Annotated in this window: 14 protein-coding genes, 1 tRNA gene and 1 pseudogene; 11 read left to right on the top strand and 5 right to left on the bottom strand. The window is 53.0% G+C overall.

Annotation, left to right across the window (positions count from 1 at the left end):
• Window positions 1-10: 10 nt before the first annotated feature.
• The 3 genes and pseudogenes from DK872_RS24395 to DK872_RS24385 all read left to right on the top strand — a co-directional run.
• Window positions 11-1,378: an L-serine ammonia-lyase gene (locus tag DK872_RS24395; RefSeq protein ID WP_079516926.1), complete on the top strand. Its 1,368-nt coding sequence runs from the start codon at window positions 11-13 to the stop codon at window positions 1,376-1,378.
• Window positions 1,379-1,489: 111 nt separating this feature from the next.
• The gene (gene xni / locus DK872_RS24390) at window positions 1,490-2,242 is read left to right on the top strand and encodes a flap endonuclease Xni (RefSeq protein WP_007373271.1); all 753 of its coding nucleotides are present in this window, start codon (window positions 1,490-1,492) and stop codon (window positions 2,240-2,242) included.
• 187 nt (window positions 2,243-2,429) lie between these two features.
• Window positions 2,430-2,570 (top strand): annotated as a pseudogene (locus DK872_RS24385) (arginine/agmatine antiporter); the annotation flags it as partial.
• Window positions 2,571-2,711: 141 nt separating this feature from the next.
• Here the strand turns inward: DK872_RS24385 and DK872_RS24380 are convergent.
• Both DK872_RS24380 and dnaQ read right to left on the bottom strand, forming a co-directional pair.
• A tRNA-Asp gene (locus DK872_RS24380) sits at window positions 2,712-2,788 on the bottom strand.
• 133 nt (window positions 2,789-2,921) lie between these two features.
• Window positions 2,922-3,653, bottom strand: coding sequence for a DNA polymerase III subunit epsilon (gene dnaQ / locus DK872_RS24375; RefSeq protein WP_090397556.1), 732 nt, complete (start codon window positions 3,651-3,653; stop codon window positions 2,922-2,924).
• Between the two features lie 52 nt (window positions 3,654-3,705).
• Between dnaQ and rnhA the strand changes: the two genes are divergently transcribed.
• The gene (rnhA, locus tag DK872_RS24370; protein WP_071920241.1) at window positions 3,706-4,173 is read left to right on the top strand and encodes a ribonuclease HI; all 468 of its coding nucleotides are present in this window, start codon (window positions 3,706-3,708) and stop codon (window positions 4,171-4,173) included.
• On the opposite strand, the gene DK872_RS24365 is transcribed toward rnhA, so the two are convergent.
• Window positions 4,170-4,877, bottom strand: coding sequence for a class I SAM-dependent methyltransferase (locus DK872_RS24365; RefSeq protein WP_071920240.1), 708 nt, complete (start codon window positions 4,875-4,877; stop codon window positions 4,170-4,172). The genes rnhA and DK872_RS24365 overlap by 4 nt on opposite strands.
• 33 nt (window positions 4,878-4,910) lie before the next feature.
• On the opposite strand from DK872_RS24365, the gene gloB reads away from it, so the two are divergent.
• Complete coding sequence (gene gloB / locus DK872_RS24360; RefSeq protein WP_035889500.1) at window positions 4,911-5,666, top strand: hydroxyacylglutathione hydrolase; 756 nt, start codon at window positions 4,911-4,913, stop codon at window positions 5,664-5,666.
• A gap of 74 nt (window positions 5,667-5,740) precedes the next feature.
• Window positions 5,741-7,111 carry a murein transglycosylase D gene (gene mltD, locus DK872_RS24355; protein ID WP_035889501.1) on the top strand — a complete coding sequence of 457 codons (1,371 nt, stop codon included), beginning with the start codon at window positions 5,741-5,743 and terminating at the stop codon, window positions 7,109-7,111.
• A gap of 61 nt (window positions 7,112-7,172) precedes the next feature.
• Here mltD and DK872_RS24350 read toward each other — a convergent pair whose 3' ends face one another.
• The gene (locus DK872_RS24350; protein ID WP_035889512.1) at window positions 7,173-7,973 is read right to left on the bottom strand and encodes an endonuclease/exonuclease/phosphatase family protein; all 801 of its coding nucleotides are present in this window, start codon (window positions 7,971-7,973) and stop codon (window positions 7,173-7,175) included.
• A gap of 228 nt (window positions 7,974-8,201) precedes the next feature.
• Here DK872_RS24350 and yafC point away from each other — a divergent pair, with 228 nt between their 5' ends.
• A complete protein-coding gene (gene yafC, locus DK872_RS24345; protein WP_161518925.1) occupies window positions 8,202-9,101 on the top strand; it encodes a DNA-binding transcriptional regulator YafC in 900 nt (299 codons plus the stop codon).
• Window positions 9,102-9,134: 33 nt separating this feature from the next.
• Here yafC and dkgB read toward each other — a convergent pair whose 3' ends face one another.
• A complete protein-coding gene (gene dkgB / locus DK872_RS24340; RefSeq protein WP_007373263.1) occupies window positions 9,135-9,938 on the bottom strand; it encodes a 2,5-didehydrogluconate reductase DkgB in 804 nt (267 codons plus the stop codon).
• Between the two features lie 200 nt (window positions 9,939-10,138).
• On the opposite strand from dkgB, the gene DK872_RS24335 reads away from it, so the two are divergent.
• The 4 genes from DK872_RS24335 to fabF are packed head-to-tail and all read left to right on the top strand — an operon-like array spanning window position 10,139 to window position 14,576.
• Window positions 10,139-10,693, top strand: a complete 555-nt coding sequence (locus DK872_RS24335) for a helix-turn-helix domain-containing protein (protein ID WP_035889502.1) — start codon at window positions 10,139-10,141, stop codon at window positions 10,691-10,693.
• Window positions 10,680-11,723, top strand: coding sequence for an HlyD family secretion protein (locus DK872_RS24330; RefSeq protein ID WP_035889504.1), 1,044 nt, complete (start codon window positions 10,680-10,682; stop codon window positions 11,721-11,723). The genes DK872_RS24335 and DK872_RS24330 overlap by 14 nt, the downstream gene beginning before the upstream one ends.
• Window positions 11,720-13,282 (top strand): DHA2 family efflux MFS transporter permease subunit, encoded by a 1,563-nt coding sequence (locus DK872_RS24325; RefSeq protein ID WP_035889505.1) that lies wholly within the window; start codon window positions 11,720-11,722, stop codon window positions 13,280-13,282. Before DK872_RS24330 ends, DK872_RS24325 begins: the two co-directional genes overlap by 4 nt.
• 19 nt (window positions 13,283-13,301) lie before the next feature.
• Window positions 13,302-14,576 (top strand): beta-ketoacyl-ACP synthase II, encoded by a 1,275-nt coding sequence (gene fabF / locus DK872_RS24320; RefSeq protein ID WP_161518924.1) that lies wholly within the window; start codon window positions 13,302-13,304, stop codon window positions 14,574-14,576.
• Window positions 14,577-14,733: the final 157 nt, after the last annotated feature.

Below are 14,733 nucleotides of genomic sequence, written 5' to 3'. Positions count from 1 at the left end.
ATAATGCGTCATGATCAGCGTATTCGATATTTTTAAAATCGGTATCGGGCCGTCCAGCTCGCACACCGTGGGTCCAATGAAAGCCGGTAAACAGTTCACAGACGATCTGATTGCTCGTGGCATTTTGCGCGACGTAACCCGCGTTGTGGTGGATGTTTACGGCTCTCTCTCCCTGACCGGTAAAGGGCACCATACTGACATCGCGATTATTATGGGCCTGGCGGGGAATTTGCCGGATAGCGTCGATATTGATGCCATTCCGGGCTTTATTCAGGATGTTAATACTCATGACCGCCTGCAACTGGCCAACGAAGCGCATGAAGTGGAGTTTCCGGTCGATCAATGCATGAATTTCCATGCGGATAACCTCTCGCTACACGAAAACGGCATGCGTATTACCGCGCTGGCAGGCGAACAGGTGCTCTACAGCCAGACCTATTACTCCATCGGCGGCGGGTTTATCGTCGATGAAGAACACTTTGGCCAGCCCACCAGCGCGCCGGTAGAAGTGCCCTACCCTTATCAAACCGCCGCCGATTTGCAGCGTCATTGCCAGGAGACCGGTTTATCGCTCTCCGGATTAATGATGAAAAACGAGCTGGCGCTGCACAGCAAAACCGAGCTGGAGCAGCATCTCGCGCGCGTGTGGGAAGTAATGCAGAGCGGCATAGAGCGCGGCATCGCAACGGAAGGGGTATTACCTGGCAAACTACGCGTTCCCCGCCGTGCCGCTGCGCTGCGCCGTATGCTGGTCAGCAGCGATAAAACCAGCACCGACCCGATGGCCGTGGTTGACTGGATCAATATGTTCGCACTGGCGGTGAATGAAGAGAACGCCGCCGGTGGGCGCGTAGTGACGGCACCGACAAACGGCGCGTGCGGGATCGTGCCGGCGGTACTGGCGTATTACGATCGCTTTATCCGCCAGGTTAACGCCAATTCACTGGCGCGCTATCTGCTGGTCGCCAGCGCCATCGGCTCGCTGTATAAGATGAATGCCTCCATTTCCGGCGCGGAAGTGGGCTGCCAGGGGGAAGTCGGCGTCGCCTGCTCCATGGCGGCGGCCGGGCTGGCAGAGTTGTTGGGCGGCAGCCCGGCGCAAGTCTGTATCGCGGCGGAAATCGGTATGGAGCACAACCTCGGTCTGACCTGCGACCCGGTGGCCGGACAGGTACAGGTGCCCTGTATCGAGCGTAACGCAATCGCTTCGGTGAAAGCAGTCAATGCGGCGCGAATGGCGCTGCGTCGCACCAGTGAACCGCGCGTCTGCCTCGATAAAGTTATCGAGACAATGTATGAAACCGGGAAAGATATGAACGCCAAATACCGTGAAACCTCTCGCGGCGGGCTGGCGATGAAGATCGTTTCCTGCGACTAATCCCGCATCAGATGCCTCATTTTGCGAGGCATCTTCCTGATTATTCCCTGCTTTATAGCCTCGCCAGGCCTGCGATGATACCCTTAGCGGATGATTTCAAGGAGGGTATCTGTGGCTCATCTGCTCATTGTTGACGCACTCAATCTGATTCGCCGTATCCATGCGGTGCAAGGTTCACCCTGCGTGGATACCTGCCTGCATGCGCTGGAGCAGTTGATTATCCATAGTCAGCCAACCCATGCCGTCGCGGTTTTTGATGATGAGGCCCGTAACCAGGGCTGGCGCCATCGGTTGCTGCCGGATTACAAAGCGGGCCGCCCTCCCATGCCGGATACCCTACAGACGGAAATGCCATTACTGCGCGCGGCTTTCGAACAACGCGGGATCCGCTGTTGGGCAACGCCTGGCAACGAAGCCGACGATCTTGCTGCGACGCTGGCAGTGAAAATGGCGCAGGCCGGACAACAGGCGACGATTGTCTCAACCGACAAAGGCTACTGTCAGTTACTCTCTCCGACGATCCGCATTCGCGACTACTTTCAGAAACGCTGGCTGGATGCGCCCTTTATTGCTCAGGAGTATGGGGTTACGCCAGAGCAATTACCGGATTACTGGGGGCTGGCGGGGATCAGCAGTTCGAAAGTGCCGGGTGTGGCAGGTATTGGTCCGAAAAGCGCAACGCAGTTGCTGAGCGAGTTTCCAACGCTGGAAGCACTATACGAAAACCTCGAAGCGGTACCGGAGAAGTGGCGGCAGAAACTGGAAACACACCGGGCGATGGCATTTACCTGCCGGGATGTGGCGCGGCTGCAAACCGATTTGCAACTTGATGGCAATTTACAACAGCTTCGCCTGACGCGCTGAACGCCAGCGGTATTGGTCGCTTAGCCGGTGAAGTGCTGGCAGAAACAACAATCTTCTGAACCATGATGCTCAGGCCTTTTGAACGCCAAATATCAGAATCAGCCATAAAATAATCCCCCTGGCGATTACCCCGCGGCGGGCATTTACTCTCCTTCACGTACCGCGTATTTAATATCGCATCCCACCTGTCTACTGCATCCGGGCCGTTATCGGCTCCAGCGCGAAAGAGGTGATGTGGTCGTTCGGCACGCTGATGATCAGCACCGCTTTCTATGTCCTGAACTACAACCACATTCATAAGAATCCTTATCCACTGGATAAGGCATGAGTTCAGAGAGTTATTCCATCAAAACTATCAACGTTAACGGTTGTATAAGAACGGGACCACCAGCCAGAGATTAAGAGTGATAGTGAGAAATGCAGAAACGACAAAGGCCTGAATCATTGCTGATTCAGGCCTTCTGAATAGTGGCGGAACGGACGGGACTCGAACCCGCGACCCCCTGCGTGACAGGCAGGTATTCTAACCGACTGAACTACCGCTCCACAGTGTTCCCGTCAGGGGAACGAGGCGCATATTACGTATTGCGCCTGGTGCCGTCAACGCTTTTTCTTCTGTTTCTAATCATTTGCTGCAAAAATCACCCATGCAGCAAATATTCACGCATAAGTGCCTGATTTAGCCGCGCCACAGGCAGCTTCCGCCCTTTTTCTGCACCAAATCCAGGCGCGATTCATGGGCTGCCAGCTCATCATCACTGGCTAAAACAACGCGCAGCTTACTGGCAGCGCGGACAACGCGTTGGATCCCCACTTCTCCCGTCTGAGACTGCCCTTCGCCTTCCATCGAAAATTTCATCGATGTCTGGCCGCCGGTCATCATCAGATACACATCAGCGAGGATCTGGGCATCGAGTAACGCCCCGTGCAGCGTACGTTTGCTGTTGTCGATTTCGTAACGGGAACAGAGCGCATCGAGGCTGTTGCGCTTGCCCGGAAACATTTTACGCGCCAGCGCCAGGCTATCGGTGACCTTACAGAACGTATCGGTCTTTGGGATCCCGCGATTCAGCTTGCCGAACTCATAGTCCATAAAGCCGATATCAAACGATGCGTTATGGATCACCAACTCTGCGCCGCGAATATAATCGATAAACTCATCGGCGATATCGGCGAACGTGGGTTTATCCAGCAGGAATTCATCGGCAATACCGTGAACGCCAAACGCTTCGGGATCGACCAGCCGATCGGGCTTCAGGTAGATATGATAGTTATTGCCGGTGAGTCGCCGGTTGACGACTTCTACCGCGCCGATTTCAATAATTTTGTGCCCTTCATAGTGGGCGCCGATCTGGTTCATACCGGTGGTTTCGGTATCGAGGACGATCTGTCGTGTAATTGCAGTGCTCATAGCGGCCATTTATGTCAGACTTGTCGTTTTCAACTCAGGAAGTCTACCAGAGATGCTTAAACAGGTAGAAATTTTCACCGACGGATCTTGTCTCGGTAACCCAGGTCCTGGCGGTTACGGCGCCATCTTACGCTATCGCCAGCATGAAAGAACCTTTAGCGCAGGTTACCGTCTTACGACTAACAACCGCATGGAATTGATGGCCGCTATAGTGGCGCTGGAAGCATTAAAAGAGCATTGCGAAATTGTGCTCAGCACTGACAGCCAGTATGTTCGCCAGGGGATCACCCAGTGGATCCATAACTGGAAAAAGCGTGGCTGGAAAACCGCAGAGAAAAAACCGGTGAAGAATGTTGATCTCTGGCAGCGGCTGGATGCAGCGCTCAGCCAGCATCAAATCAAATGGGAATGGGTCAAGGGCCATGCCGGGCACCCGGAAAACGAACGCTGCGATGAGCTGGCGCGAGCGGCAGCGATGAACCCGACACAGGAAGATATTGGTTATCAGCCAGAAGCTTAAGACTGGCGCGTTGCGCCAACGGCCTGACGCAATGGGGTTTTGTTACGGCTCTGCTTCATCGGATTGAGCGTCAATGGAATGGTGCGTTTGCGGGCGACGATCAACTGCATGCACCCCAGCGCAGGTAAATGCGAACTAAGCAGTTTACCGCCCTGCTTCGTCCATGGCAGCACGCGAAAACGGCTATAATGTAACACTTCGAAATTGAGCAGTGATAACCAGTCGAACTGGCGCATCAGCGTAAACATGCGGCTTTTGACGGCTGGCGAGCGGCGGACAAACGGTACGGCCTTCGCCAGCCCGAGCAGGCTAATCGGATTAAAACCGCTCATCACCAGCCAGCCGTCGTCAATCAGTACACGATCAACTTCCTGCAATAAACGATGCGGATCGGTACACCAGGAAAGCGTGTGCGCCAGCAGGCAGGCATCAACGGATTTATCCGCAAAGGGCAGATGCAGCGGATCGGCACGAACCTGCATGGGCTCGCCAGCCAGGGAAACATTCACCTGATGGGAAACAGCGCAACTTTCGGCATTGATTTCTGCGCTGAGATTGCCGATTTTAAGCAAATGAAAACCATACATTTTTGCAAACCACGGCTTGAGTTCTCCTTCCAGCGCCTCACGGTAATATGCGCCTTTGGGTAAATCATTCCAGCTTACTGGTGCTACGAATGTCTGAGGAGTCCTTGCCGGTTTCATCACCACCTTCCGCTACGCTTTAAGAGGTATTTTATGAATCTTAACAGTATTCCCGCCTTCCAGGATAACTACATCTGGGTACTGAGCAATGATAACGGCCGCTGCCTGATTGTCGATCCAGGCGAAGCCGCGCCTGTGCTGCAAACTCTTGAAGAGAAACAATGGCAGCCGGAAGCCATCTTCTTAACACATCATCATAATGACCACGTTGGCGGCGTGAAAGAACTGCGCCAGCGGTATCCCGACGTCGTGGTGTATGGGCCCGCAGAGACGCAAGATAAAGGTGCTACGCACATCGTCGCTGATGGCCAGGTCATCTCTGTTTTGGGGCATGAATTTTCTGTATTCGCCACGCCCGGTCACACTTTAGGACATATCTGTTTCTTCAGCTTTCCTTATCTATTTTGCGGTGACACGCTCTTTTCCGGCGGATGCGGCAGACTTTTTGAAGGTACGGCAACCCAGATGTATCAATCGTTTTGTAAGATAAACGACCTTCCTGATGAGACGGTCATTTGTTGCGCACACGAATACACTTTAGGGAATATGAAGTTTGCAATCAGTATCCTGCCAGAGGATCCTGCACTTAACGAATACTATCGAGAAGTGAAGGAGTTACGTGCAAAAAATCAAAAAACACTACCCGTAATTCTGAAAAACGAGCGTCGAATTAATTTATTTTTACGAACCAAAGATATTGATTTAATTGATGTAATCAGCAAAGAAACAAATTTGCAACACCCTGAAGAGCGTTTCGCATGGTTACGGGCAAAGAAAGATAACTTCTGATATTTCCTGGTTGCCTTTTCTGAGCTGCGCCGTTATTATCGCTCGTCTTTTAAGCAACTACTATTGACACACACATGAAGGCAAAAGCGATATTATTCGCCTCTGTCCTGCTCGTGGGGTGCCAGGCGTCTAAGCACGACGGCACGGTCCAACAGCACGCACAGAGCCTTTCTGCAGCTGGTCAAGGGGAAGCAGGGAAGTTTACTAGTCAGGCGCGGTGGATGGACGATGGAACATTCGCCGCCCAGGATAACAGTGACTTGTGGACCTCCATTAGCGACGAGCTAAAGATGGGAATTCCGGAAAATGCCCGGATTCGCGAACAGAAACTGAAGTATTTAAGCAATAAGAGCTATCTCCACGATGTAACTTTACGGGCAGAGCCGTATATGTACTGGATAGCAGGGCAAGTTAAAAAACGTAACATGCCCATGGAACTGGTACTACTACCCATAGTGGAGAGCGCTTTTAACCCACACGCGACGTCTGGCGCCAATGCCGCAGGCATTTGGCAGATCATTCCGAGCACTGGGCGAAATTATGGTTTAAAACAGACACGCAATTACGATGCGCGTCGTGACATTGTGGCGTCTACAACAGCCGCGCTCGACATGATGCAGCGTCTGAATCGTATGTTCGACGGCGACTGGTTACTGACCGTAGCCGCCTACAACAGCGGTGAAGGGCGTGTACTGAAGGCGATAAAAGCGAACAAAGCGCGTGGTAAATCCACTGATTTTTGGTCGCTCTCACTGCCGCAGGAAACCAAAATTTACGTGCCGAAAATGCTGGCATTGAGCGATATTCTCAAGAACAGCAAGCGTTATGGCGTTAATTTGCCAACGCCGGACGAAAGTCGCGCCCTGGCGCGAGTCAGATTGAGCAGCCCGGTTGAAGTTGCTCAGCTGGCGGAAATGGCTGGCATCTCGGTAAACAAGCTGAAAACGTTTAACGCAGGCGTTAAAGGTTCCACGCTCGGTTCCGTTGGGCCGCAGTACGTGATGGTACCGAAGAAACACGCCGATCAACTGCGTGAATCTCTGGCCTCCGGCGAAATCGCCGCTGTACAGCCAACCCTGGTGGCGGATAACACCCCGCTGACCAGTCGTAGCTACAAAGTTCGTTCAGGCGACACGCTTTCAGCGATTGCCTCACGCCTCGGCGTGACCACGAAGGATCTCCAGCAGTGGAATAATCTTCGCGGCGCAAACCTGAAAATCGGTCAGAACCTGACGGTTGGCGCAGGCAGCAGTGCGCAGCGTCTTGCCCGCAATAGCGACAGCATTACGTATCGCGTGCGCAAAGGTGATTCGCTATCGAGTATCGCAAAACGTCACGGCGTTAACATCCAGGATGTGATGCGCTGGAACAACGATACGGATAATTTGCAGCCAGGCGATCAATTGACGCTCTTTGTGAAAAACAGCGCCACGCCGGATTCCTGATTTAAGCCCATTAAAAAAGCACCGTTTCCCCGCGGTGCTTTTTTTTGCCTTTTTCGCGGTGTCACTTCCCGGCTTTGCCAGGACTAAACTCCACCAGCAGTGGGTTATGATCCGACGCGCGGGTCACCAGGACTGAAGCTTCCTCCACGTTTAACCCGCGATAAAAGATAAAATCGAGCGGTCGACCAAAGGCACGCCGGCGATTGTCGTCGGTAAAGCGCACCTGCCGCAGAGACATATCCCGGGTGAAGCGGTACAGAGCATTCATGCGTGGACGGCTCCAGGCATTAAAATCGCCAGCCATGATCACCGGCCCGTTATGGCGCAATATCTGATCGCCAATCGGCAGTAATTGCTTGCTGTAAACGTCCACGCCAAGACTGAAATTCACTGCATGCACATTCACGACCATCAGATTGCGTAAATCAGGCAACGGATAAACCGTTACTAATGCCGATTTTGCCAGCCGCAAGATCGGCTCACGTTCACGTAACGGACAGCAATAAACCGGATGCGCCGAGGAAAGTGTCATTACTCCCGAGGGGTGCTGCGGTAAAACAAAGGCGGGAACCTGGTCAGCAGCAAGATAGTTAGTGGTCGCAAACCGGACCAGTTCCGGCGTGGTTTGCGCTTCCTGCAGTAAAACCAGATGCGCATCTTTACCAAAATTTTGCAGTACCGACAGCCACTCCGCGCGCTGCTGCTTGAAAATATTCCACACCAGAACGCGAATTTTTTCGTCGCTGCTTAGCGGAACGCCTGCGGGCAGCGCCTTGCCAATACTCGCGAAAGACCCCGGCGGTAATATTCGCTCCGCGGGTTGTCCGGCAACATATCGCATGGCATAGGTATTTTTTGGCACTTTCGGCTTCAAACCTCTTTGATGTCCGCCCCAACATCGGGTGGTCATTCAGTTATAGGGATTTTAACACCGAGTTTCAACGTTCAATCACCAGAAAAACACCCTGTGCTGGTGAGTAAGTACTTAGTGACGTCACTAATGAATAGCCGTCGTGGCACCCTCTCTGACAACATGGTTAAATAACTTATGGATGAAAAATATCGTTGAAATGTTGCTACAGAGGCAATAATGAAAACCACTTCAGAAGAACTCGCGATTTTTGTTGCCGTTGTTGAAAGCGGCAGCTTCAGCCGGGCAGCGGAATGCCTGGGACAAGCCAATTCGGCCATCAGCCGCGCTGTGAAGAAGCTGGAAAATAAGCTTGGGGTTAATTTGCTTAATCGCACCACGCGCCAGCTCAGCCTGACCGAAGAAGGCGAGCGCTACTTTCGGCGCGTACAAAGCGTCTTGCAGGAGATGGCAGCAGCAGAAACCGAGATCATGGAGACCAACTCCACGCCCAGCGGTACGTTACGCATCGACGCCGCAACCCCTGTGGTGCTGCATTTTTTGATGCCGTTGATAAAACCGTTTCGCGAACGCTATCCGGAAATTAAACTGTCACTGGTCTCCAGTGAAACCTTTATCAACCTGATCGAACGTAAAGTGGATGTTGCGATCCGCGTAGGTAAACTGACCGATTCCAGCCTGCGCGCCCGTCCGCTGTTTAAAAGCTATCGCAAAATTATCGCTTCGCCGGAATATATTGCTCGCTACGGAAAACCGGAAACGGTGGAAGAGTTAAGCAACCACGTCTGCCTTGGTTTTACCGAACCGGTTTCGCTTAACGTCTGGCCCATTGCTGCTGCCGATGGACAACTGTATGAAGTGACACCAGATATTGCGTCGAACAGCGGTGAAACGCTGAAACATTTGTGCCTGAGCGGAAATGGCATTGCCAGCCTGTCGGACTATATGATCGACAAAGAACTGGCGAGTGGGGAACTGGTTGATTTGCTGGCGGATAAGCGTCTGCCGGTGGAAATGCCTTTCAGCGCTGTCTACTACAGCGACCGGGCAGTGAGTACCCGCATCCGCGCTTTTATCGATTTTGTCAGCGAGCATTTACCGCCGACGGTAGAGAAATAACAACGGGAGCGCAGGCTCCCGTTATTCCATCGCTTAATCCCAGTTTGGCGCAAGCCCTTCCGGGCTGACCAGGCGGTCATTGCAATCCAACCCGGCAATTGCCGCTTTATCTGCTGCATCCAGTTTAAGTGTCTGCGACTGTAGGTTGCTGGCAAGGTTTTCACGCTTAGTGGAAGACGGGATCACCGCATAACCTTCACCCATCGCCCAGGCCAGGATAACCTGTGCCGGCGTAGCGTTATGTTTCTGCGCGATGCGGCCAATCACTTCATCTTTCAGCGCCTTACCATAAGCCAGTGTCATGTAAGAGGTGATGTGAATACCGTGCTGTTTCGCCCAGTCGACCACTTTGCGGTTTTGCAGATACGGCGAGAGTTCAATCTGGTTGGTCGCGATATTCTCTGCGCCCACCGCCGCAATCGCTTCTTCCATCAATGGGATGGTGAAGTTAGATACGCCAATCTGACGAGTCAGGCCCTGCGCTTTTGCCTTCATCAACTCCTGCATAGAGACTGCAACCGGTACTTCTGCCCCAGGAGACGGCCAGTGGATCAGCGTCAGATCAACATAATCGGTGCCCAGTTTCTTCAGGCTCTCTTTCAGGCTTGGGATCAGCTTTGCCTCACCCAGATTTTCCGTCCAGATCTTGGTGGTGATAAACAGCTCTTCACGCGCCACACCGCTTTCAGCAAGCGCTTTACCAATGGCTTCTTCATTACCGTAAATCTGTGCGGTATCAATCACGCGATAACCCAGTTCAAGGGCATTTTTTACCGAAGCGATCACCGCTTCATCCGTTAAACGGAAGGTACCCAGACCAAATGCAGGGATAGACATAAAAATTCCTCTTTCGTCGCTTACTAAGTCAGTGCGCAGATTATTACCAGGTGCCGGATAAGGAAAAAGAGCATAAAAAGCAGAGGATTTTTGCCTGAGAAGCAATAGTTCAGCGGGAACACGCGCACCGAGTGACTTGCATTTTGATAGTCACTATGTCACCGTGAGCACAATGACACAGCAAATTTCCAGGCCAGATAATGAAAAATGAACCGCTTTGCACTGCTCCCTGCCCCATCGCCCGCAGCCTGGGACGTATTGGTGATAGCTGGAGCATGATAATCCTGCGCGACGCGTTTGCCGGTTTCACGCGCTTTGATGAGTTCCAGAAAAGCACCAACGTTGCTCCGAATATTCTCTCTCGCCGTCTGAAAGAACTGGTGGATGACGGATTACTGGAAAAGGTGAGCTATAGCAGCACGCCACCTCGTTACGAATACCATTTGACGCAGCTCGGGCGCGACTTCCGCCCGGTGATCCTTGCGCTGGCTGAATGGGGAAATCGCCACTTCTCCCCGGAAGGGGCACAAATTCAGCTGGTTGAACGAGAAACACAGCGCGCGGTCCAGGCAATCCTGGTAGATAAAGAAACCGGTGAGCCAATCACACCGGAGAAATACACCCTGGTTCCAGGCCCTGCGGCATCGCCGATGATCCACTACCGCCATGACTATCTGCAACGAAAACGGGCTGGCGATAACACGCAGAAATTCGTACCGCAACACTATGCGAGCCGCGATCATGACGCTGAATAAAAAGAAAAAAACGCTGGTGCTGATAGCGCTGATGGCTGGATTGTTGGCGGGTGCAAGTTACGGCGTTTACTGGTGGCAAAGCGGGCGTTTTATTCAGTCGACTGATGATGCTTATGTCGGCGGCGATATCAGCGCCATTTCCAGTAAAGTTTCCGGCTATATCCAGCAGATCGCGGTACAGGACAATATGTTAGTGAAGCGAGGCGATCTGTTAATCCGTCTTGATGATCGCGACTACCAGGCCGCCGTTGAACAAGCCATCGGTGAGGTTGCCGCCCAGCAGGCCGCTCTTGCCGACATTGACGCCACCCGACAATTGCAACTGGCTACCATTGAAGGTTCGGCAGCTTCTCTGACGGCAGCCAGAGCCGTTACGGAAAAGTCCGCAAACGACAATCGCCGCTATAACGCGCTGGTGATGTCCAGTGCCGTTTCCGCCCAGGTGAGGGAAAATGCCTCTGCGGATTATCGTCGCGCCCGTGCGGAAGAGAGCAAAGCGCAGGCGGATACGACGGTCGCCGAACGCCAGTTATTAGTGCTGAATGCCAAAGAAAAACAGACGCAAGCCGCGCTGGTACAAGCACAAGCCAGCCTTGCAATGGCGCGATTAAATCTCAGTTATACGGAAATTCGGGCACCGTTTGATGGCGTGATCGGTAACCGTCGTGCGTGGTCCGGCTCCTTCGTCAACAGCGGAACGCAATTGCTTTCGCTGGTTCCCGCTGACGGTTTATGGATTGATGCAAATTTTAAAGAGAGCCAGTTAGCGCATATGCGTCCAGGGCAAAGCGCCACGATCGTAGCCGATGTTTTGCCGGGTCATACTTTCCATGGCCATGTTGCCAGCGTTTCACCGGCAACCGGCTCGCGGTTTAGCATTCTCCCGGCAGAAAATGCTACCGGAAATTTCACCAAAATCGTTCAGCGCGTCCCCGTACGTATCGCGCTGGAAGGTGATGCGGCAAAACTTGATGTATTGCGTCCGGGGCTTTCTGTCGTCGTCACTGTTGATGAAAAGAGCTCGCGATGAGCAGCACTGGCGCAGTACCGCTGCCACAAGGCGTTTCAATGCCGGTCAGTCAGAAAGTGTTTGCCTTCGCCACCATGTGCGTGGGCATGTTCATTGCGCTTATTGATATTCAGATTGTTTCAGCTTCATTGCGGGACATTGGCGGCGGGCTTTCTGCTGGTGACGATGAAACGGTGTGGGTGCAGACCAGTTACCTAATCGCAGAAATCATCATTATTCCTCTCTCCGGCTGGCTGGCGCGGGTTATGTCAACACGCTGGCTGTTTGCCGCTTCTGCGGCCGGTTTCACCGTGATGAGCCTGCTGTGCGGCTGGGCATGGAATATTCAAAGCATGATCGCTTTCCGCGCCTTGCAAGGCCTGGCGGGTGGTTCAATGATCCCACTGGTTTTCACGACAGCGTTTGCTTTTTTCCAGGGAAAACAACGTGTCATCGCAGCGGCAACGATCGGCGGCCTGGCATCGCTGGCACCGACTCTTGGCCCAACGGTCGGTGGGTGGATAACCGAAAATTTTAACTGGCACTGGCTTTTTTTTATCAACATTCTGCCCGGAATTTACATCACCATTGCGGTTCCGCTGTTAGTAAAAATCGATACGCCTGACCCTTCGCTTCTGCGCGGAGCTGATTACCTGAGCATTATTCTACTCGCCGTTTCACTGGGTTGCCTGGAGTACACACTTGAGGAAGGGCCACGCTGGGGTTGGTTTGATGATACAACGCTGGCGACTACCGGCTGGATAGCGTTGCTGTGCGGTATTGCTTTTATTGTGCGTACCCTCCGTCATGCGCAACCGGTGATGGATCTTCGGGCTTTGCAGGACAGAACCTTTACGCTGGGCTGCTATTTCTCGTTTATGGCAGGAGTCGGCATCTTTGCTACGATCTACCTGACTCCGCTGTTTCTTGGGACGGTTCGCGGTTACAGCGCGCTGGAAATCGGTCTGGCGGTTTTTTCTACTGGTCTGTTCCAGGTGCTCTCGATACCGTTTTATGCCTGGCTGGCCAACCGTGTCGATTTACGCTGGCTGTTAATGGTGGGGTTGCTGGGTTTTGCGGTTTCGATGTACAGCTTTATTCCTCTCACCCATGAATGGGGAGCGCAGGAACTGCTTTTGCCGCAGGCATTTCGCGGGCTGGCGCAGCAGTTTGCCGTCGCACCAACGGTCACACTTACGTTGGGTAGTCTGCCGCCCACACGCCTGAAACTGGCATCCGGGCTGTTTAATTTGATGCGCAACCTCGGTGGCGCCATTGGTATCGCCCTGTGCGGTACAGTGATCAATGACCGAACCAATTTTCACTATAGCCGCCTTGCCGATCATCTCAATAACGCCAGCCTTCCAGTGACGGATTTCATTCAAAACAGTACCAACCGGTTGATGAGCCAGGGAGTTTCGCCGGAAATAGCCAACAGTGCCGCCCTGAAAAACCTTTCGGCATTAGCGATGAGGGAGGCGCGGACACAGGCTTTCTCGGATGCATTCTGGTTAATTATGCTGGGTTTTTTGATTGCTGCGTTGCTTGTTCCATTTATGAAAAAGCCGCAGACACCATGATAGTTCAGGAGAAAGAGTTATGAGCGTTCCAACAAAACGCGTCGTCGTGACAGGAATGGGGATCGTCAGCCCGCTCGGCTGCGGAGTGTCACATGTCTGGCAAGCATTATTGCAGGGAAAATCCGGGATCTCCCGTCTTGATGAGGAGATCGTTGAAGATATTGCCTGTAAAGTTGCGGGACAGGTTCCTTCCATTGAAGACGATCCGTTACATGGATTCGATCCCTCAGTAGCGATCCCATCGAAGGAACGGAAAAAAATGGATCGTTTTATCGAATTTGCGATGGTGGCTGCGCAGGAAGCGCTCTCTCAGGCAGGTTGGTTTCCAGAAGATCAAGCTGAAAGAGAGCGCACCGCAACAGTGATCGCTACCGGTATTGGCGGTTTCAATGAGATAGCTAATGCCGTACGCACTACTGATACTCGCGGGCCGCGCCGTCTTTCCCCCTTTACCATCCCTTCCTTTCTCGCCAACCTGGCTGCTGGTCACGTTTCTATTGCCCACGGTTTTCGAGGTCCGATTGGCGCGCCTGTTACTGCCTGCGCAGCAGGAGCTCAGGCAATTGGCGATGCAGCACGAATGATTCGCGCCGGTGAAGCGGATATTGCACTGTGCGGTGGAAGCGAGGCCGCGATCCATCGGGTCAGTCTTGGCGGTTTTGCTGCAGCAAAAGCATTATCCAGCAATTTTAATGATCACCCCGAGGCGGCATCACGGCCTTTTGACCGCGATCGTGACGGTTTTGTGATGGGAGAAGGTGCAGGTCTCATCGTTATTGAATCGCTGGAGCGCGCTCTGGCGCGGGGCGCTACGCCGCTGGCGGAATTGGTCGGATATGGTACCAGTGCCGATGCGCATCATCTTACTGCCGGGCCAGAAGATGGTAACGGCGCACGTCGGGCGATGGAGGCGGCGATTAAGCAGGCAGGTATTAGCTCAGCAGATATTCAGCATATTAATGCTCATGCCACATCAACACAGGTTGGAGATAAAGGGGAACTGGCCGCGATTAAGAGCGTGTTTGGAACACATCAGGTAGCCGTTACTTCAACGAAATCAGCGACCGGCCACCTGCTCGGAGCGGCGGGAGGAATTGAAGCCATCTTCACCATTCAGGCATTGCGTGAGCAGGTTGTTCCACCAACGTTGAATCTGCATCACCCGGATGCTGATGCCGAGGGGCTCCATCTGGTTGGGCTTACCGCGCAGCCTCAGCGCATGCACTATGCGTTATCGAATGGGTTTGGTTTTGGTGGCGTAAATGCCAGCTTACTGCTGAAACGCTGGGAATAACATAAAGGGCGTGATTGCCCTTTTTACGCGATCAACAGACGAAAAAAAACCGTATCTCTTATGAGATACGGTTCTAAATAAGTGGCGGAACGGACGGGACTCGAACCCGCGACCCCCTGCGTGACAGGCAGGTATTCTAACCGACTGAACTACCGCT

The organism is Kosakonia sp. MH5, assembly GCF_009935945.1.
In the GTDB taxonomy this organism is placed as follows: Bacteria; Pseudomonadota; Gammaproteobacteria; order Enterobacterales; family Enterobacteriaceae; genus Kosakonia; species Kosakonia radicincitans.
The sequence above is the reverse complement of the archived record's forward strand: the minus strand, read 5'-3'. Positions and strand labels throughout refer to the sequence as shown.

Coding starts and splice junctions, on each gene's coding strand:
- mltD (WP_035889501.1), top strand. CDS start 5,741: ATGAAGGCAAAAGCGATATTATTCGCCTCTGTCCTGCTCGTGGGGTGC.
- gloB (WP_035889500.1), top strand. CDS start 4,911: ATGAATCTTAACAGTATTCCCGCCTTCCAGGATAACTACATCTGGGTA.
- DK872_RS24325 (WP_035889505.1), top strand. CDS start 11,720: ATGAGCAGCACTGGCGCAGTACCGCTGCCACAAGGCGTTTCAATGCCG.
- DK872_RS24330 (WP_035889504.1), top strand. CDS start 10,680: ATGACGCTGAATAAAAAGAAAAAAACGCTGGTGCTGATAGCGCTGATG.
- DK872_RS24365 (WP_071920240.1), bottom strand. CDS start 4,877: ATGAAACCGGCAAGGACTCCTCAGACATTCGTAGCACCAGTAAGCTGG.
- DK872_RS24395 (WP_079516926.1), top strand. CDS start 11: ATGATCAGCGTATTCGATATTTTTAAAATCGGTATCGGGCCGTCCAGC.
- fabF (WP_161518924.1), top strand. CDS start 13,302: ATGAGCGTTCCAACAAAACGCGTCGTCGTGACAGGAATGGGGATCGTC.
- rnhA (WP_071920241.1), top strand. CDS start 3,706: ATGCTTAAACAGGTAGAAATTTTCACCGACGGATCTTGTCTCGGTAAC.
- DK872_RS24335 (WP_035889502.1), top strand. CDS start 10,139: ATGAAAAATGAACCGCTTTGCACTGCTCCCTGCCCCATCGCCCGCAGC.
- dnaQ (WP_090397556.1), bottom strand. CDS start 3,653: ATGAGCACTGCAATTACACGACAGATCGTCCTCGATACCGAAACCACC.
- dkgB (WP_007373263.1), bottom strand. CDS start 9,938: ATGTCTATCCCTGCATTTGGTCTGGGTACCTTCCGTTTAACGGATGAA.
- yafC (WP_161518925.1), top strand. CDS start 8,202: ATGAAAACCACTTCAGAAGAACTCGCGATTTTTGTTGCCGTTGTTGAA.